Origin of the sequence: Enterobacter sp. JMULE2 (assembly GCF_013337145.1) — a bacterium.
Classification (GTDB): Bacteria; Pseudomonadota; Gammaproteobacteria; order Enterobacterales; family Enterobacteriaceae; genus Enterobacter; species Enterobacter mori.
Genome location: NZ_SGWD01000013.1, coordinates 491,701 through 510,540, shown reverse-complemented (window position 1 = coordinate 510,540; position 18,840 = coordinate 491,701). Strand labels below are relative to the sequence as shown.

The following is an 18,840-nucleotide window of genomic DNA, read 5'->3' as shown; positions in this document are numbered from 1 at the left end:
GAAAATATCGTGTCTGTCTCTTCGCCAAAACACCTTCGGCGTTGTAAGGTTAAGCCTCACGGTTCATTAGTATCGGTTAGCTCAACGCATCGCTGCGCTTACACACCCGACCTATCAACGTCGTAGTCTTCAACGTTCCTTCAGGACCCTTAAAGGGTCAGGGAGAACTCATCTCGGGGCAAGTTTCGTGCTTAGATGCTTTCAGCACTTATCTCTTCCGCATTTAGCTACCGGGCAATGCCATTGGCATGACAACCCGAACACCAGTGATGCGTCCACTCCGGTCCTCTCGTACTAGGAGCAGCCCCCCTCAATTCTCCAGCGCCCACGGCAGATAGGGACCGAACTGTCTCACGACGTTCTAAACCCAGCTCGCGTACCACTTTAAATGGCGAACAGCCATACCCTTGGGACCTACTTCAGCCCCAGGATGTGATGAGCCGACATCGAGGTGCCAAACACCGCCGTCGATATGAACTCTTGGGCGGTATCAGCCTGTTATCCCCGGAGTACCTTTTATCCGTTGAGCGATGGCCCTTCCATTCAGAACCACCGGATCACTATGACCTGCTTTCGCACCTGCTCGAGCCGTCACTCTCGCAGTCAAGCTAGCTTATGCCATTGCACTAACCTCCTGATGTCCGACCAGGATTAGCTAACCTTCGTGCTCCTCCGTTACTCTTTGGGAGGAGACCGCCCCAGTCAAACTACCCACCAGACACTGTCCGCAACCCGGATCACGGGTCTACGTTAGAACACCAGCCATTAAAGGGTGGTATTTCAAGGGCGGCTCCACGCAGACTGGCGTCCACGCTTCAAAGCCTCCCACCTATCCTACACATCAAGGACCAGTGTTCAGTGTCAAGCTATAGTAAAGGTTCACGGGGTCTTTCCGTCTTGCCGCGGGTACACTGCATCTTCACAGCGAGTTCAATTTCACTGAGTCTCGGGTGGAGACAGCCTGGCCATCATTACGCCATTCGTGCAGGTCGGAACTTACCCGACAAGGAATTTCGCTACCTTAGGACCGTTATAGTTACGGCCGCCGTTTACCGGGGCTTCGATCAAGAGCTTCGCGTTGCCGCTAACCCCATCAATTAACCTTCCGGCACCGGGCAGGCGTCACACCGTATACGTCCACTTTCGTGTTTGCACAGTGCTGTGTTTTTAATAAACAGTTGCAGCCAGCTGGTATCTTCGACTGATTTCAGCTCCACCCGCAGGGGCTTCACCTACATATCAGCGTGCCTTCTCCCGAAGTTACGGCACCATTTTGCCTAGTTCCTTCACCCGAGTTCTCTCAAGCGCCTTGGTATTCTCTACCTGACCACCTGTGTCGGTTTGGGGTACGATTTGATGTTACCTGATGCTTAGAGGCTTTTCCTGGAAGCAGGGCATTTGTTACTTCAGCACCGTAGTGCCTCGTCATCACACCTCAGCGTTAATAAGGTACCGGATTTACCTGGAACCTCCGCCTACATGCTTAAACCGGGACAACCGTCGCCCGGCTAACATAGCCTTCTCCGTCCCCCCTTCGCAGTAACACCAAGTACAGGAATATTAACCTGTTTCCCATCGACTACGCCTTTCGGCCTCGCCTTAGGGGTCGACTCACCCTGCCCCGATTAACGTTGGACAGGAACCCTTGGTCTTCCGGCGTGCGGGCTTTTCACCCGCATTATCGTTACTTATGTCAGCATTCGCACTTCTGATACCTCCAGCAACCCTCACAGGCCACCTTCAACGGCTTACAGAACGCTCCCCTACCCAACAACACATAGTGTCGCTGCCGCAGCTTCGGTGCATGGTTTAGCCCCGTTACATCTTCCGCGCAGGCCGACTCGACCAGTGAGCTATTACGCTTTCTTTAAATGATGGCTGCTTCTAAGCCAACATCCTGGCTGTCTGTGCCTTCCCACATCGTTTCCCACTTAACCATGACTTTGGGACCTTAGCTGGCGGTCTGGGTTGTTTCCCTCTTCACGACGGACGTTAGCACCCGCCGTGTGTCTCCCGTGATAACATTCTTCGGTATTCGTAGTTTGCATCGGGTTGGTAAGCCGGGATGGCCCCCTAGCCGAAACAGTGCTCTACCCCCGAAGATGAGTTCACGAGGCGCTACCTAAATAGCTTTCGGGGAGAACCAGCTATCTCCCGGTTTGATTGGCCTTTCACCCCCAGCCACAAGTCATCCGCTAATTTTTCAACATTAGTCGGTTCGGTCCTCCAGTTAGTGTTACCCAACCTTCAACCTGCCCATGGCTAGATCACCGGGTTTCGGGTCTATACCCTGCAACTTAACGCCCAGTTAAGACTCGGTTTCCCTTCGGCTCCCCTATACGGTTAACCTTGCTACAGAATATAAGTCGCTGACCCATTATACAAAAGGTACGCAGTCACCTAACAAGTAGGCTCCCACTGCTTGTACGTACACGGTTTCAGGTTCTTTTTCACTCCCCTCGCCGGGGTTCTTTTCGCCTTTCTCTCACGGTACTGGTTCACTATCGGTCAGTCAGGAGTATTTAGCCTTGGAGGATGGTCCCCCCATATTCAGACAGGATACCACGTGTCCCGCCCTACTCTTCGAGTTCACAGCAAGTGTGCTTTCGTGTACGGGACTATCACCCTGTACCGTGCGACTTTCCAGACGCTTCCACTAACACACAAGCTGATTCAGACTCTGGGCTGCTCCCCGTTCGCTCGCCGCTACTGGGGGAATCTCGGTTGATTTCTTTTCCTCGGGGTACTTAGATGTTTCAGTTCCCCCGGTTCGCCTCGTTAACCTATGTATTCAGTTAACGATAGTGTGTCGGAACACACTGGGTTTCCCCATTCGGACATCGCCGGGTCAAAGGTTCATATCACCTCGCCGGCGCTTTTCGCAGATTAGCACGTCCTTCATCGCCTCTGACTGCCAGGGCATCCACCGTGTACGCTTAGTCGCTTAACCTCACAACCCGAAGATGTTTCTTTCGATTCATCACCGACTTGCGAAAATTTGAGAGACTCGAACACACATAACATGTGTGTCGTTTCAATTTTCAGCTTGATCCAGATTTTTAAAGAGCAAAACTTCTTAATGCACTCAAAAGTACATTCAGAAGTTCATCATTCATCAGACAATCTGTGTGAGCACTACAAAGGCAGGTTCTTTAAGGTAAGGAGGTGATCCAACCGCAGGTTCCCCTACGGTTACCTTGTTACGACTTCACCCCAGTCATGAATCACAAAGTGGTAAGCGCCCTCCCGAAGGTTAAGCTACCTACTTCTTTTGCAACCCACTCCCATGGTGTGACGGGCGGTGTGTACAAGGCCCGGGAACGTATTCACCGTAGCATTCTGATCTACGATTACTAGCGATTCCGACTTCATGGAGTCGAGTTGCAGACTCCAATCCGGACTACGACGCACTTTATGAGGTCCGCTTGCTCTCGCGAGGTCGCTTCTCTTTGTATGCGCCATTGTAGCACGTGTGTAGCCCTACTCGTAAGGGCCATGATGACTTGACGTCATCCCCACCTTCCTCCAGTTTATCACTGGCAGTCTCCTTTGAGTTCCCGGCCGGACCGCTGGCAACAAAGGATAAGGGTTGCGCTCGTTGCGGGACTTAACCCAACATTTCACAACACGAGCTGACGACAGCCATGCAGCACCTGTCTCAGAGTTCCCGAAGGCACCAATCCATCTCTGGAAAGTTCTCTGGATGTCAAGAGTAGGTAAGGTTCTTCGCGTTGCATCGAATTAAACCACATGCTCCACCGCTTGTGCGGGCCCCCGTCAATTCATTTGAGTTTTAACCTTGCGGCCGTACTCCCCAGGCGGTCGACTTAACGCGTTAGCTCCGGAAGCCACGCCTCAAGGGCACAACCTCCAAGTCGACATCGTTTACGGCGTGGACTACCAGGGTATCTAATCCTGTTTGCTCCCCACGCTTTCGCACCTGAGCGTCAGTCTTTGTCCAGGGGGCCGCCTTCGCCACCGGTATTCCTCCAGATCTCTACGCATTTCACCGCTACACCTGGAATTCTACCCCCCTCTACAAGACTCTAGCCTGCCAGTTTCGAATGCAGTTCCCAGGTTGAGCCCGGGGATTTCACATCCGACTTGACAGACCGCCTGCGTGCGCTTTACGCCCAGTAATTCCGATTAACGCTTGCACCCTCCGTATTACCGCGGCTGCTGGCACGGAGTTAGCCGGTGCTTCTTCTGCGGGTAACGTCAATTGCTGAGGTTATTAACCTCAGCACCTTCCTCCCCGCTGAAAGTACTTTACAACCCGAAGGCCTTCTTCATACACGCGGCATGGCTGCATCAGGCTTGCGCCCATTGTGCAATATTCCCCACTGCTGCCTCCCGTAGGAGTCTGGACCGTGTCTCAGTTCCAGTGTGGCTGGTCATCCTCTCAGACCAGCTAGGGATCGTCGCCTAGGTGAGCCGTTACCCCACCTACTAGCTAATCCCATCTGGGCACATCTGATGGCAAGAGGCCCGAAGGTCCCCCTCTTTGGTCTTGCGACGTTATGCGGTATTAGCTACCGTTTCCAGTAGTTATCCCCCTCCATCAGGCAGTTTCCCAGACATTACTCACCCGTCCGCCGCTCGTCACCCGAGAGCAAGCTCTCTGTGTTACCGCTCGACTTGCATGTGTTAGGCCTGCCGCCAGCGTTCAATCTGAGCCATGATCAAACTCTTCAATTTAAGTTTGATGCTCGTGAATTAAACTTCGTAATGAATTACGTATGTTCACTCAGAGACTTGGTATTCATTTATTGTCCGAAGACATTAAGAATCCATGTCACTTTGAGTGCCCACACAGATTGTCTGATAAATTGTTAAAGAGCAGTGCAACGCGGCTTTCGCTCACCGTTGCGAGGTGGCGTATATTACGCTTTCCTCTTTCAGAGTCAACCCGTTATTTCAGGATTTTTCTCTTCAATCGACCTGGTTGTTTGTGAAGTGATTCACATGTTCCGTGTCGATGGAGGCGCATTATAGGGAGTTCTCCGCAGGCCGCAACCGCTAAATGACAGAAAAATGACTGACTGCTGCATTACACAGCAAAACCCCGCCTTATACCTTTTTACACACAGACTTATCCACAATGATACGAAAAAGTGAAAATGTGCGAGCGTTGCGCAAACGTTTTCGTTAAAATGCTCGCGCTTAACAAGGATGCCCCGTCAGGTGTGTTAGATGAGTTTTTCGCAGGAAAATTCATCTAACGCTCTCTGTAATCGTGAAATCCAGGGGATTTACCATGCAACAACGTCGTCCAGTCCGCCGCGCTCTGCTCAGTGTTTCTGATAAAGCCGGTATCGTCGAATTCGCTCAGGCACTTTCTGCACGCGGTGTGGAGCTGCTTTCTACAGGCGGTACCGCTCGCCTGTTAGCAGATAAAGGTCTGCCGGTAACCGAAGTGTCCGATTACACCGGTTTCCCGGAAATGATGGATGGACGCGTCAAAACCCTGCACCCGAAAGTGCACGGCGGCATTCTTGGCCGTCGCGGTCAGGACGACGCCATTATGGAACAGCATGACATCGCGCCAATCGACATGGTGGTTGTTAACCTCTACCCGTTTGCCCAGACCGTTGCCCGCGAAGGCTGCTCTCTGGAAGATGCCGTAGAGAATATCGACATCGGCGGCCCAACCATGGTGCGCTCCGCGGCCAAGAACCATAAAGATGTGGCCATCGTCGTAAAGAGCAGCGATTACGAAACCATTATTAATGAGATGGATGCCAACGAAGGGTCACTGACGCTAGAAACGCGTTTCGACCTCGCCATCAAAGCCTTCGAACACACCGCCGCGTACGACAGCATGATCGCCAACTACTTCGGTAGCCTGGTACCTGCCTACCACGGTGAAAGCAAAGATCCTTCTGGCCGCTTCCCGCGCACCCTGAATCTGAACTTCATTAAGAAGCAGGATATGCGCTACGGCGAGAACAGCCACCAGCAGGCTGCCTTCTATATAGAAGAAGAGGTAAAAGAAGCCTCTGTTGCGACTGCCCAGCAGGTTCAGGGCAAAGCGCTCTCCTATAACAACATTGCCGACACCGACGCCGCGCTGGAATGCGTGAAAGAGTTCAGCGAGCCAGCCTGCGTTATCGTTAAGCACGCCAACCCATGCGGCGTCGCGGTAAGCACCTCTATTCTGGATGCCTACGATCGCGCCTACAAAACCGACCCGACCTCCGCATTCGGCGGCATTATCGCCTTCAACCGCGAACTGGATGCTGAAACCGCACAGGCCATCATCTCCCGTCAGTTCGTTGAAGTGATCATCGCGCCATCCGCATCCGAAGAAGCGCTGAAAATCACCGCGGCAAAACAGAACGTGCGCGTGCTGGTTTGCGGCCAGTGGGCAGAACGCGTGCCGGGCCTGGACTACAAGCGCGTGAACGGCGGTCTGCTGGTTCAGGACCGCGATCTGGGTATGGTGACAGAAGCCGACCTGCGCGTGGTGACCAAACGTCAGCCGAGCGAACAGGAACTGCGTGACGCGCTGTTCTGCTGGAAGGTCGCGAAGTTCGTCAAATCCAATGCCATCGTCTACGCGAAAGAGAACATGACCATCGGAATAGGTGCAGGCCAGATGAGCCGCGTCTACTCCGCGAAAATCGCGGGCATTAAAGCAGGCGATGAAGGTCTGGAAGTAAAAGGCTCCGCCATGGCTTCTGACGCCTTCTTCCCGTTCCGTGACGGTATCGACGCGGCAGCCGCTGTAGGGATCACCTGTGTGATCCAGCCTGGCGGCTCAATCCGCGACGACGAAGTGATTGCAGCCGCCGACGAACACGGCATCGCGATGATCTTCACCGATATGCGCCACTTCCGTCATTAATTCCCGGAGCTGAAAATGAAAGTATTAGTCATTGGTAACGGCGGGCGCGAGCACGCTCTGGCGTGGAAAGCGGCGCAGTCTCCGCTGGTGAAAACGGTCTTCGTAGCGCCGGGCAACGCCGGTACCGCGCTGGAGCCCGCGCTGCAGAATGTGGCTATCGGCGTGACCGACATTCCGGCGCTGCTGAGCTTTGCCCAGAACGAGAAAATCGATCTGACGATTGTGGGCCCGGAAGCCCCTCTGGTGATTGGCGTCGTTGATGCGTTCCGCGCGGCGGGCCTGACAATCTTCGGCCCAACGCAAGGTGCCGCGCAGCTGGAAGGCTCTAAAGCCTTCACCAAAGATTTCCTCGCGCGTCATAACATCCCGACGGCGGAATATCAGAACTTCACCGAAGTAGAGCCAGCCCTGGCATACCTGCGTGAAAAAGGTGCGCCGATTGTTATCAAGGCCGACGGCCTGGCAGCCGGTAAAGGCGTTATCGTCGCGATGACCCTCGAAGAAGCCGAAGCCGCGGTTCAGGATATGCTGGCAGGCAACGCTTTTGGCGACGCGGGCCACCGCATCGTGATCGAAGAGTTCCTCGACGGCGAAGAGGCCAGCTTTATCGTGATGGTCGACGGCGAGCACGTTCTGCCGATGGCCACCAGCCAGGACCACAAGCGTGTGGGCAATGGCGATACCGGCCCGAATACCGGTGGGATGGGTGCCTACTCCCCTGCTCCGGTAGTGACTGACGAAGTACATCAGCGCACCATGGATCGCGTCATCTGGCCTACCGTGAAAGGGATGGCGGCGGAAGGCAACACCTACACCGGTTTCCTTTACGCAGGTCTGATGATAGACAAGCAGGGTAACCCGAAGGTTATCGAATTTAACTGCCGCTTTGGCGATCCGGAAACGCAGCCCATCATGCTGCGCATGAAATCTGACCTGGTGGATCTGTGCCTGGCGGCCTGCGAAGGCAAGCTCGACGAGAAAACCTCAGAGTGGGACGAGCGCGCGTCCCTGGGCGTGGTGATTGCTGCAGGTGGTTACCCTGGCAACTACAACACCGGGGATGAGATCCACGGCTTACCGCTGGAAGAGATTGAAGGCGCGAAGGTATTCCACGCCGGAACGAAGCTGGCTGATGATGACCGCGTCCTCACTAACGGTGGACGCGTGCTGTGTGCGACCGCGCTGGGCCATACCGTTGCAGAAGCGCAGAAACGCGCCTATGCGCTGATGGCGGATATTCACTGGAACGGCAGCTTTAGCCGTCAGGATATCGGCTATCGCGCGATTGCGCGTGAGCAGGGCGAGTAATTTCACACCCTCACCCTAACCCTCTCCCACAGGGAGAGGGGACTTAAATCAAAAACTCTTCTCTGTCGGCTGCCAGGTGCAGAAGTCTTCGTTCGCCACCAGCAGCAGCTGAGAGCCTTCCGGCGCTTCCAGCCACGCCACACTCACTTCCATTGATGAATGCCGCTGACGACGCTGAATGTGTTCTGTCGCCCAGGATTCGAGCTCAGGCTTGACCGTCTGCCCTTCACAGGTTGTCACCGTCCCATCGGCATGCCAGCGCCCCTGGCGCAGCACAACGCGTCCCAGACGAAGCGCATCGCTGGTCTGGCGGATTTGTTCAGCACGATAACGGTAGAGGGCGATTTGATCGCTGGAAAGCTGCTGTTTTTGACCGCTGACTTCACGCTGCATAAAGCTCAGCTCACCATGGTCGTCAAAACGCACTTTCACGTGTTCGGGGGTCTTGCTGTAGACGTTCAGTTCAATCAGCGACAGGTCATCTCCCTGCCAGCGATATTCCGCCGTCGATGTATTGCCGTTATGCCACGGGCTGAAGGCAGAAAGCAGATGCACTTCGCCGCCGGAATCTTTGCGCCAGATCCTGACCGCGCCCTGGTTGTCCGCGTAACCGCTGGCGGTAAACGGAGGGAGGGAGGAGTCGTGGCTACAGGCTGACAGCAACAGCACGCCTGCCAGCGCGAGCGTTCCACGCCAGAATGACAAAAGGGGCGTTTCCGCCCCTTCGTTAAAACTGTTCACTGCCACGCGTCTTACTTAACTGCGTCTTTCAGTGCTTTACCAGAAACAAATGCCGGCACGTTAGCTGCGGCGATTTTGATTTCTTTACCGGTCTGCGGGTTGCGGCCAGTACGCTCAGCGCGGTGGTTCACTTTGAAGGTACCGAAACCAACCAGTTGTACAGCATCGCCTTCTTTCAGAGACTCAGTAATAGCAGCCAGGGTAGATTCCAGAGCAGCTTTAGCCTGCACCTTAGACAGATCAGCCTTGTCCGCAATTACATCAATCAGTTGAGTCTTGTTCATAAGTTATCCTTTCAATGTGTTTATCGCTTGCTAAGCATCGAGTGCGACGAAAATGCCAAAAAAGCACTCTCCTGCATACACGCACCGATAGCCACTTTTTTTCGCCCCCCAAATGTAGACCAGACAAGGGGCGAAAGGGAAGAGTCGAGGAGCGACAAAACGCGCGTTATCTCAAGTTTTCTTATCTCATTGGTTAAAAATTATACCAATATTGCTCTCACCGGCCTCACGTAAGTCCGCGCGCAGCCCTTTTATCAGGTCAATATCGCGTTCTTCACACTCTGCCAGCAGGCGGAAAATCTCCCACTGAATATCCCATTCTTGCTCAACGGCCGGGTTAGCACGCAGCTCTTCGTCGGTCATTTCGCGACCTTCCTGGGTCATTTCGAGCATCGCGACGGTCGTAATGGACGCTTTACTGACTTCGATGGCGTGCTCCAGCGTTTCACCACTCAGGCGGGAGTGGATCAGCTCACTTAACGCCACGCAGGCATCAATGGCCGGGTAGACACCGTACAGGTCAAAATCATCCGCAGCGGGGATCGCCTCTTCCAGCTTTTCCAGCTGGGAGTCAAAATTCACCTTCGCGTCTTTCACCGTCAGCGTTTCCCAGATTAAATCCAGGATACGACGATAAATCTGGCCTTCGCCAAACGCCGTCTGCTTGCAGAACGCGGCATAGTTGGGATACATGCGCTCGCACAGGCAAGCCATAAAGGTCACGTGCTGCCAGCTTTCCAGCTTCTCAAGGCGCAGATGAATCGGGTTTTGTAACATGATGATGTCTCGAATCGAAAATTAGCCGCAGTTTACCTGAATCACGGCTGAATTTCCTGCCAACGAATGAATGCCGGGCGCGAGGAGGCGACAGCATCTGCCCAGCGCGTCGGCTCCGGTAAGCGGTAGCCCTTCATGCAGCGCTGTACCCACGCCAGGGCGCTGTCCATGCTCACCCGGTGACCGGTGGCGATAAAGAGCGGGTTACAGCGCGCCTTGCTGCGCCAGACCCACGCTAACTGCTCGCCTTTATGGATAAGCGGCGCCAGCGCGCCCGGCTCGGCGGAGAGAGGTTCAAACGCGCCGCACAGGCGTTTCTTGGCGACGCCGATGGTCGGCACATCCACCAGCAGCCCAAAGTGGCTGGCAACGCCTAGACGGCGCGGGTGTGAAATACCGTGTCCATCAACAAACAGCAGGTCAGGTTTTTGCGAGAGTTGCTCCCACGCTGCCAGCAGCGCGGGATATTCGCGAAAGGAGAGAAAGCCCGGAATGTACGGCATGGTGGTCGCGATACGCGCCACCTTGTACTCCACCAGCTCAAGCGAAGGGTATTTCAGCACCACCATCGCCGCTCGCGTCACTTCCCCACCCTGCTCGAACCCGACGTCCGCTCCGCCAATGTACTGCGGGGGATCCTTATCCAGACGATCCTCGCGGATCACCGATGAAGCCAGTTCGATTTGTTGAGCGCGCAGCGACGCGAGATCCATAACCACTCCTTACTTGTGATACTGGGCAGAAAGCCGATGCACCGCCTCCACAAATACGCCAGCGTGTTCTGGCGGCACATCCTGATGAATGCCGTGGCCGAGGTTAAAGACGTGGCCTTCACCCTGGCCGAAACCAGACAGTATAGTCGACACTTCTTCTTCAATGCGGGCGGGCTGAGCATAGAGCATGGACGGATCCATATTACCCTGCAGCGCCACTTTGTCGCCCACGCGACGGCGCGCATCGGCGATATCGGTGGTCCAGTCGAGGCCCAGCGCGTCACAGCCGGTCGCCGCCATCGCTTCCAGCCACTGACCGCCACCTTTGGTGAACAGCGTCACAGGCACGCGGCGGCCTTCATTTTCCCGCAGCAGGCCGTCGACGATTTTGTGCATGTAATACAGGGAGAACTGCTGATAATCGCGTCCGGTCAGCACGCCGCCCCAGGTATCGAAAATCATCACCGACTGCGCACCGGCTTTAATCTGCGCGTTCAGATAGAGCGTGACGCTCTTCGCCAGCTTGTCGAGAAGCGCATGCAGCGCCAGCGGCTCGGCGTACATCATCTTTTTAATCATGGTGAAGGCTTTGCTGCTGCCCCCTTCCACCATATAGGTCGCCAATGTCCACGGGCTGCCGGAGAAGCCAATCAGCGGCACTTCGCCTTTCAGCTCGCGGCGGATGGTGCGTACGGCGTTCATCACGTAGCCCAGCTCGCCTTCCGGATCGGGGATCGGCAGCTTATCCACGTCGGCTTTGCTTTTGATTGGGGAGGTGAAACGCGGACCTTCACCGGTTTCGAAGTACAGGCCAAGGCCCATTGCATCCGGAATGGTCAGAATATCCGAGAAGAGGATCGCAGCATCCAGCGGGAAGCGGCGCAGCGGCTGGAGCGTGACTTCGCAGGCCAGCTCGTCGTTTTTGCACAGCGACATAAAATCGCCCGCCTGCGCGCGCGTGGCTTTGTACTCTGGCAGATAGCGTCCCGCCTGGCGCATCATCCACACCGGGGTGACATCAACGGGCTGGCGCAGCAGCGCACGCAGATAACGATCGTTCTTCAGTTCGGTCATTTTTGCAGTTCCTTAAGCGTCATGGCCTCAGTGTAACACTACTCATACTCGGCCCGACACATCGCCACGGTATCTTCTATCAGCCGACGCGCCACGGTGCCCGGCGGAGGCAACAGCGGTAAATCGTCATAGCGATACCAGTTCGCTTCCAGCAGCTCTTTCTGATCGATAACGATCTCGCCGCTATCGTATTCCGCCATAAACGCGGTCATCAGCGACATCGGGAACGGCCAGGGCTGGGAGGTGACGTAGCGCAGGTTCTTCACCTTAATACTGCTCTCTTCCATCACCTCGCGCGCCACCGCCTGCTCCAGCGTTTCGCCTACTTCGACGAACCCGGCCAGCACGGTGTGAATGCCGTTGCGATGACGAGTATGCTGCGCCAGCAGGATGGAATCCTCCCGACGGATAGCGACGATAATGCAGGGTGCAATCTGAGGATAGTAGCGCTCGCGGCAGTGGCTGCAGAGCATCGCCCACTCGGTTTTGCTCGGGTGCATGGTATGACCGCAGTAGCCGCAGTATTTATGCGAGCGGTAAAACTCCGCCAGCTGCACGCCGCGCCCCGCCAGCTGGAACAGCCCGACATCCTGATCCAGCACCTGCCGCAAAGACCCCATATCCTGGCGACGCGCCTGTTGGATCAACCACACCGGCTCGCCCTGCCACTCGCCGATCCACAGCGCGGTTTGTCCGACAAGATCGAACGTTTCCGCCGTGCCATGGGGGATTTCCCCGGCGGGCAGCCATAATTTTTGTTCGTGACTAACGATCCACCAACCCAGATCTGATTTTTCAATAATACGATCCATATCTATTGCACTACCTTCGCTTCACTGACATGTTGTTAGCATTGTGGTTACATTTTGGATAAGCAGATTCAATCCTATACCTTGCGGAGTCGACCATGTTAAACCAGCTAGAGAGCCTGACTGAGCGCGTTAGAGGAAGTAACAAACTGGTGGATCGCTGGCTACACGTGCGCAAGCATCTACTCGTGGCTTATTACAATCTGGTCGGTATTAAGCCTGGCAAAGAATCGTTTATGCGGCTGAATGAAAAAGCGCTGGATGATTTTTGCCAGAGCCTGGTCGACTACCTGTCCGACGGCCATTTCAATATTTATGAACGCATTATCCGCGAAATGGAAGGGACAACACCGTATTTAGCGGCCAGCAAACTCTATCCGCTGCTGGAAGCCAACACCCAGCAGATCATGGATTACTACGATTCCACGCTCGAAAACGCCATCGATCACGATAACTATCTTGAGTTTCAGCAGGCGCTGTCCGATCTCGGTGAAGCGCTGGAGGAGCGATTCACGCTGGAAGATAAGCTGATCGCCCTCGTGCTGGACAATGACGTGAATACCAGCAATGAAGAGAACGTGGCGCGCCCTGCTTGAGTTCTTAATCGTTAACGAGTAATTTACAACCATTCGCCCCTCTCACGAGGGGGATTTTTCTTGTCGGAGTGCCCAGTGTGAAAGCACGGGCTGAGACCGTTAATTCGGGATCCGCGGAACCTGATCAGGCTAATACCTGCGAAGGGAACAAGAGTCACACAGCTGTTGTATCGCCTGAGGGCGATCCTCTCTTGCTTCATCCGTCGTCTGACAAGCCATGTCCTTCACTTTTGGAATGAGCTATGTCTACTGCAAAACTGACCCGCCGCGAACAGCGCGCACAGGCCCAACACTTCATCGATACCCTGGAAGGCACTGCTTTCCCGAACTCTAAACGTATCTACATTTCCGGCTCGCAGGCCGATATTCGCGTCCCGATGCGTGAGATCCAGCTCAGCCCGACGCTTATCGGCGGCAGCAAAGAGGATCCGCAGTTTGAAGACAACGAAGCCGTGCCGGTATACGACACCTCCGGCCCGTATGGCGATCCCGATGTGGCAATTAACGTCCAGCAGGGTCTGGCGAAGCTGCGCCAGCCGTGGATTGACGCGCGTAATGACAGCGAAGCGCTAAACGAGCAAAGCTCTGCTTACACCAAAGAACGCCTGGCCGACGACGGTTTGGACGAGTTGCGCTTTACCGGCCTGCTGACGCCAAAACGTGCTAAAGCGGGCAAATGCGTGACCCAGCTGCACTACGCGCGCCAGGGCATCGTCACGCCGGAGATGGAGTTCATCGCCATCCGCGAAAACATGGGTCGCGAGCGCATCCGTAGCGAAATACTGCGCTATCAGCATCCGGGCGAAGGCTTTGGCGCTCGTCTGCCGGAGAACATCACGCCGGAGTTTGTGCGTGACGAAGTGGCTGCCGGTCGCGCGATCATCCCCGCCAACATCAACCACCCGGAATCCGAGCCGATGATTATCGGCCGCAACTTCCTGGTGAAGGTCAACGCGAACATCGGTAACTCTGCCGTCACCTCCTCCATCGAAGAAGAGGTGGAAAAGCTGGTCTGGTCCACGCGCTGGGGTGCGGACACGGTAATGGACCTCTCCACCGGCCGCTATATTCACGAAACCCGCGAGTGGATCCTGCGTAACAGCCCGGTACCGATTGGCACCGTCCCGATTTATCAGGCGCTGGAGAAGGTCAACGGCATTGCCGAAGACCTCACCTGGGAAGCGTTCCGCGACACGCTGCTGGAGCAGGCGGAACAGGGCGTGGACTACTTCACCATTCACGCGGGCGTGCTGCTGCGCTACGTGCCGATGACGGCGAAACGTCTGACCGGCATCGTCTCGCGCGGCGGCTCCATCATGGCGAAGTGGTGCCTGTCACATCATCAGGAAAACTTCCTCTACGAACACTTCCGCGAGATCTGCGAAATCTGCGCCGCGTATGATGTCTCTCTGTCACTGGGCGACGGCTTGCGTCCGGGCTCTATTCGCGACGCGAATGACGAAGCGCAGTTTGCCGAACTGCACACGCTGGGCGAGCTGACCAAAATCGCCTGGGAATACGACGTGCAGGTGATGATTGAAGGCCCGGGCCACGTGCCGATGCAGATGATCCGCCGCAATATGACCGAGGAGCTGGAGCACTGCCACGAAGCGCCGTTCTACACGCTGGGGCCACTGACAACCGACATCGCGCCGGGCTATGACCACTTCACGTCAGGCATTGGGGCGGCGATGATCGGCTGGTTCGGCTGCGCCATGCTCTGCTACGTGACGCCAAAAGAGCACCTCGGCCTGCCTAACAAAGAGGACGTTAAGCAGGGGCTGATTACCTACAAGATTGCCGCCCACGCGGCGGATTTGGCGAAAGGCCACCCGGGCGCGCAAATCCGCGATAACGCCATGTCGAAGGCACGCTTTGAATTTCGCTGGGAAGACCAGTTCAACCTGGCGCTGGACCCGTTCACCGCGCGCGCCTATCACGACGAGACCCTGCCGCAGGAATCGGGCAAAGTCGCGCACTTCTGCTCCATGTGCGGGCCAAAATTCTGCTCGATGAAAATCAGCCAGGAGGTGCGCGACTACGCCGCCGCGCAAACCATTGAAGTGGGTATGGCGGACATGTCAGAAACCTTCCGCGCCAAAGGCGGCGAAATCTACCTCAAAAAGAGGAGGCGTAATGTACCAGCCCGATTTTCCCCCGGTGCCCTTCCGCTTAGGGCTTTATCCGGTGGTGGACAGCGTGGAGTGGATAGAGCGCCTGCTGAAGGCTGGCGTTCGCACTCTCCAGCTGCGCATCAAAGATAAACGCGATGTCGAGGTGGAAGCCGATGTGGTTGCCGCCGTCGCGCTTGGGCGTCGACATAACGCCCGCCTGTTTATCAACGACTACTGGCGGCTGGCCGTTAAGCACCGGGCGTATGGCGTGCATCTGGGCCAGGAGGACCTGGAAACAACGGATCTGAGCGCTATCCGTGAAGCCGGGCTACGCCTTGGCGTTTCAACGCATGATGACATGGAGATCGACGTGGCGCTGGCGGCCCGTCCCTCTTACATCGCGCTGGGTCACGTATTCCCGACGCAAACCAAGCAGATGCCCTCCGCACCGCAGGGGCTGACGCAGCTGGCGAGTCATGTTAAGCGTCTGGCGGATTACCCCACCGTCGCCATCGGCGGGATCAGCCTTGAACGTGCCCCGTCGGTGCTGGATACCGGCGTCGGCAGTATCGCCGTCGTCAGCGCCATCACCCAGGCCGCTGACTGGCAGGCCGCGACCGCACAGCTGTTACAGCTGGCAGGAGCAGGCGATGAATGATCGTGATTTTATGCGCTACAGCCGTCAGATCCTGCTGGAGGATATCGCCATCGACGGGCAGCAAAAACTGCTCGCCAGCCGGGTGCTGATTGTCGGTCTGGGCGGCTTAGGCGCGCCCGCCGCGCTTTATCTGGCGGGTGCGGGCGTCGGCACGCTGGTGCTTGCCGACGACGACGAGGTACATCTCAGCAACCTGCAGCGGCAAATTCTTTTCACCATGGAAGATATCGACCAGCCTAAAGCGCAGATCACCCGGCAGCGGCTGAACCAGCTTAACCCGGACATCGAGCTGATTGCCCTGCAGGAGCGGCTCGGTGGTGAACGCCTGCAGCGTGAAGTTGCCCTTGCCGACGTGGTGCTGGACTGCACGGACAATATGGCGACGCGTCAGGCGATTAACGCCGTCTGTGTGGCACATAACACGCCGCTTATCACCGCCAGCGCGGTCGGTTTCGGGGGACAGATGATGGTCCTGACGCCTCCGTGGGCGCAGGGCTGCTATCGCTGCCTGTGGCCGGACGATGCCGAGCCAGAGCGTAACTGCCGCACCGCAGGCATTCTCGGTCCAGTCGTTGGTGTGATGGGCACGCTGCAGGCACTGGAGGCCATCAAGCTGCTCAGCGGCATGGAGACGGAACGTAATACGCTGCGGCTGTTTGATGCGCGCTCAAGCGGCTGGCGTCACCTGGCCTTGCACCGCGCCAGCCGCTGCCCGGTATGCGGAGGCCGCGATGCGCATTCTGTTTAACGATGAGCCAATGAAGTGCGATGACGGACTTACCGTTGCCGTGCTGCTCGAAAGGCTACGCCAGCTCAAGCCGGGAACGGCGCTGGCGCTCAATCAACAGATCCTGCCGCGCGAGCAGTGGGAACATCAGCAGGTCAATGAAGGCGACCAGATCCTGCTGTTTCAGGTCATCGCAGGGGGCTGAAATGTTACGTATTGCCGATAAAGTTTTTGATTCGCATCTGTTTACCGGAACCGGAAAATTCGCCTCGCCGCAGCTGATGGTGGATGCCATCCGTGAAAGCGGCAGCCAGCTGGTGACGCTGGCGATGAAGCGCGTGGACCTGCGCCATCATAGCGATGCCATTCTGGCGCCGCTGCTGGAGGCAGGCGTGACGCTGCTGCCGAACACGTCCGGAGCCAAAACCGCTGAGGAGGCGATTTTTGCCGCCCGGCTGGCGCGCGAGGCGCTGGGTACGCACTGGCTAAAGCTGGAGATTCATCCGGATGCCCGCTGGCTTCTACCCGATCCCATTGAAACCCTTAAAGCGGCGGAAAAGCTGGTGCAGCAGGGGTTTACCGTCCTGCCCTATTGCGGTGCCGACCCCGTCCTGTGCAAGCGGCTGGAGGAAGCTGGCTGCGCTGCCGTCATGCCGCTCGGCGCACCGATTGGTTCCAACCAGGGGCTGGAGACACGCGCCATGCTGGAGATCATCATTGAGCAGGCCACCGTGCCGGTGGTGGTGGACGCCGGTATCGGCGTACCAAGCCATGCGACGCAGGCGCTGGAGATGGGCGCCGACGCGGTGCTGGTGAACACGGCTATTGCGGTGGCTGACGATCCGGTCATGATGGCGCGTGCGTTTCGCCTGGCGGTGGAGTCAGGTTTGCTGGCACGGCAGTCTGGCCCCGGCTCCCGCAGTGTTCAGGCGCAGGCCACCAGCCCGCTGACCGGTTTCCTGGAGGCGCTCTGATGACCACGTTTACCGATCGCTGGCGGCAGATCCACTGGGACGATATTGCCCTGCGCATCAACAGCAAAACGGCTGCGGATGTCGAGCGTGCGTTAAACGCGCGTCATCCGACCCGCGAAGACATGATGGCCCTGCTTTCACCGGCGGCTAGCGCCTACCTTGAGCCGATGGCGCAGCGCGCGCAGCGGCTCACCCGCCAGCGCTTTGGCAACACGGTGAGCTTCTACGTGCCGCTCTACCTCTCAAACCTGTGCGCCAACGACTGCACCTACTGCGGCTTCTCCATGAGCAACCGCATTAAGCGCAAAACGCTCGATGAAGGTGAGATTGCGCGCGAGTGTGCGGCCATTCGTGAAATGGGCTTTGAGCATCTTCTGCTGGTCACGGGCGAACATCAGGGGAAGGTGGGAATGGACTATTTCCGTCAGCATCTTCCGGCTATTCGCCGTGAGTTTGCATCGTTGCAGATGGAAGTGCAGCCCCTGTCGCAGGACGAGTACGCAGAACTGAAAACGCTTGGGCTGGACGGGGTCATGGTCTACCAGGAAACCTATCACGAGGCGACGTACGCCCGGCATCACCTGAAGGGGAAAAAGCAGGACTTTTTCTTCCGGCTGGAAACGCCGGACAGGCTGGGACGCGCCGGGATCGACAAAATCGGCCTCGGCGCACTGACGGGGCTTTCAGACAACTGGCGAGTGGATAACTATCTGGTGGCGGAACATCTGCTGTGGCTCCAGCAGCATTACTGGCAGAGTCGCTACTCCATCTCTTTCCCCAGATTGCGTCCGTGTACAGGCGGCATCGAACCGGCCTCGGTGATGGATGAGCGCCAGCTGGTACAAACTATCTGCGCGTTTCGCCTGCTCGCCCCGGACGTTGAATTATCGCTCTCAACGCGTGAATCCCCGGCGTTTCGCGATCGCGTTATCCCGCTTGCGATTAACAACGTCAGCGCGTTTTCCAAAACGCAGCCGGGCGGTTACGCCGACGATCGTTCGGAGCTGGAGCAGTTTGCGCCACACGATGCTCGACGTCCGGAAGCCGTCGCTGAAGCGCTGATCGCCCAGGGGCTTCAGCCTGTCTGGAAAGACTGGGACAGCTGGCTGGGACGCGCCTCGCAATTACGTTGAAATGTGCTGCAACTACGTAAAAAAATGACGAGGCGTCTTCTGAGATAAACACCGGGCAGTTGTGAACAGGTGCCCGGTTTTTCTA

General features: G+C 56.6%; 14 protein-coding genes, 2 rRNA genes, 1 pseudogene and 1 riboswitch. Of the genes and pseudogenes, 9 read left to right on the top strand and 8 right to left on the bottom strand.

What is annotated here, in order from left to right; genetic code table 11:
- Positions 1-45: 45 nt before the first annotated feature.
- Positions 46-2,950, bottom strand: a 23S ribosomal RNA gene (locus EXW94_RS14690).
- Positions 2,951-3,158: 208 nt separating this feature from the next.
- A 16S ribosomal RNA gene (locus EXW94_RS14685) occupies positions 3,159-4,698 on the bottom strand.
- The 16S and 23S rRNA genes sit together here, the layout of an rRNA operon.
- A 559-nt stretch (positions 4,699-5,257) precedes the next feature.
- On the opposite strand from EXW94_RS14685, the gene purH reads away from it, so the two are divergent.
- Together purH and purD are read left to right on the top strand one after the other, a co-directional pair.
- A complete protein-coding gene (gene purH, locus EXW94_RS14680; RefSeq protein WP_174340390.1) occupies positions 5,258-6,847 on the top strand; it encodes a bifunctional phosphoribosylaminoimidazolecarboxamide formyltransferase/IMP cyclohydrolase in 1,590 nt (529 codons plus the stop codon).
- A 15-nt stretch (positions 6,848-6,862) separates the two neighbouring features.
- Positions 6,863-8,155 (top strand): phosphoribosylamine--glycine ligase, encoded by a 1,293-nt coding sequence (purD, locus tag EXW94_RS14675; RefSeq protein WP_120158905.1) that lies wholly within the window; start codon positions 6,863-6,865, stop codon positions 8,153-8,155.
- A gap of 48 nt (positions 8,156-8,203) precedes the next feature.
- On the opposite strand, the gene EXW94_RS14670 is transcribed toward purD, so the two are convergent.
- From EXW94_RS14670 to nudC, 6 genes are all read right to left on the bottom strand, one after another.
- Entirely contained in the window at positions 8,204-8,896 is a 693-nt protein-coding gene (locus EXW94_RS14670) for a DUF1481 domain-containing protein (RefSeq protein WP_174340422.1), read from the bottom strand.
- Between the two features lie 11 nt (positions 8,897-8,907).
- Positions 8,908-9,180 (bottom strand): nucleoid-associated protein HU-alpha, encoded by a 273-nt coding sequence (hupA, locus tag EXW94_RS14665; RefSeq protein WP_002445246.1) that lies wholly within the window; start codon positions 9,178-9,180, stop codon positions 8,908-8,910.
- 186 nt (positions 9,181-9,366) lie between these two features.
- The gene (locus EXW94_RS14660) at positions 9,367-9,957 is read right to left on the bottom strand and encodes a YjaG family protein (RefSeq protein ID WP_108418149.1); all 591 of its coding nucleotides are present in this window, start codon (positions 9,955-9,957) and stop codon (positions 9,367-9,369) included.
- A gap of 41 nt (positions 9,958-9,998) precedes the next feature.
- Positions 9,999-10,670 (bottom strand): deoxyribonuclease V, encoded by a 672-nt coding sequence (gene nfi, locus EXW94_RS14655; protein WP_010425928.1) that lies wholly within the window; start codon positions 10,668-10,670, stop codon positions 9,999-10,001.
- 9 nt (positions 10,671-10,679) lie between these two features.
- Positions 10,680-11,744, bottom strand: a complete 1,065-nt coding sequence (gene hemE / locus EXW94_RS14650) for a uroporphyrinogen decarboxylase (protein WP_174340389.1) — start codon at positions 11,742-11,744, stop codon at positions 10,680-10,682.
- A gap of 38 nt (positions 11,745-11,782) precedes the next feature.
- A complete protein-coding gene (gene nudC / locus EXW94_RS14645; protein WP_174340388.1) occupies positions 11,783-12,556 on the bottom strand; it encodes an NAD(+) diphosphatase in 774 nt (257 codons plus the stop codon).
- Positions 12,557-12,651: 95 nt separating this feature from the next.
- Here nudC and EXW94_RS14640 point away from each other — a divergent pair, with 95 nt between their 5' ends.
- The 7 genes and pseudogenes from EXW94_RS14640 (at position 12,652) to thiH (ending at position 18,755) form a co-directional block, all read left to right on the top strand.
- A complete protein-coding gene (locus EXW94_RS14640) occupies positions 12,652-13,149 on the top strand; it encodes an Rsd/AlgQ family anti-sigma factor (RefSeq protein WP_010425933.1) in 498 nt (165 codons plus the stop codon).
- A 54-nt stretch (positions 13,150-13,203) separates the two neighbouring features.
- Positions 13,204-13,313: riboswitch (TPP riboswitch) on the top strand.
- Positions 13,314-13,391: 78 nt separating this feature from the next.
- Positions 13,392-15,275, top strand: a pseudogene (gene thiC, locus EXW94_RS14635) (phosphomethylpyrimidine synthase ThiC); the annotation flags it as partial.
- 10 nt (positions 15,276-15,285) lie between these two features.
- Entirely contained in the window at positions 15,286-15,921 is a 636-nt protein-coding gene (gene thiE, locus EXW94_RS14630; RefSeq protein WP_174340387.1) for a thiamine phosphate synthase, read from the top strand.
- Positions 15,914-16,669, top strand: a complete 756-nt coding sequence (gene thiF, locus EXW94_RS14625) for a thiazole biosynthesis adenylyltransferase ThiF (protein WP_174340386.1) — start codon at positions 15,914-15,916, stop codon at positions 16,667-16,669. Before thiE ends, thiF begins: the two co-directional genes overlap by 8 nt.
- On the top strand, positions 16,653-16,853 hold the full coding sequence (thiS, locus tag EXW94_RS14620; RefSeq protein ID WP_010425940.1) for a sulfur carrier protein ThiS: 201 nt from the start codon (positions 16,653-16,655) through the stop codon (positions 16,851-16,853). Before thiF ends, thiS begins: the two co-directional genes overlap by 17 nt.
- 1 nt (position 16,854) lies before the next feature.
- Positions 16,855-17,622, top strand: coding sequence for a thiazole synthase (gene thiG, locus EXW94_RS14615; RefSeq protein WP_174340385.1), 768 nt, complete (start codon positions 16,855-16,857; stop codon positions 17,620-17,622).
- Positions 17,622-18,755: a 2-iminoacetate synthase ThiH gene (gene thiH, locus EXW94_RS14610; RefSeq protein ID WP_148400229.1), complete on the top strand. Its 1,134-nt coding sequence runs from the start codon at positions 17,622-17,624 to the stop codon at positions 18,753-18,755. The genes thiG and thiH overlap by 1 nt, the downstream gene beginning before the upstream one ends.
- Positions 18,756-18,840 lie beyond the last annotated feature (85 nt).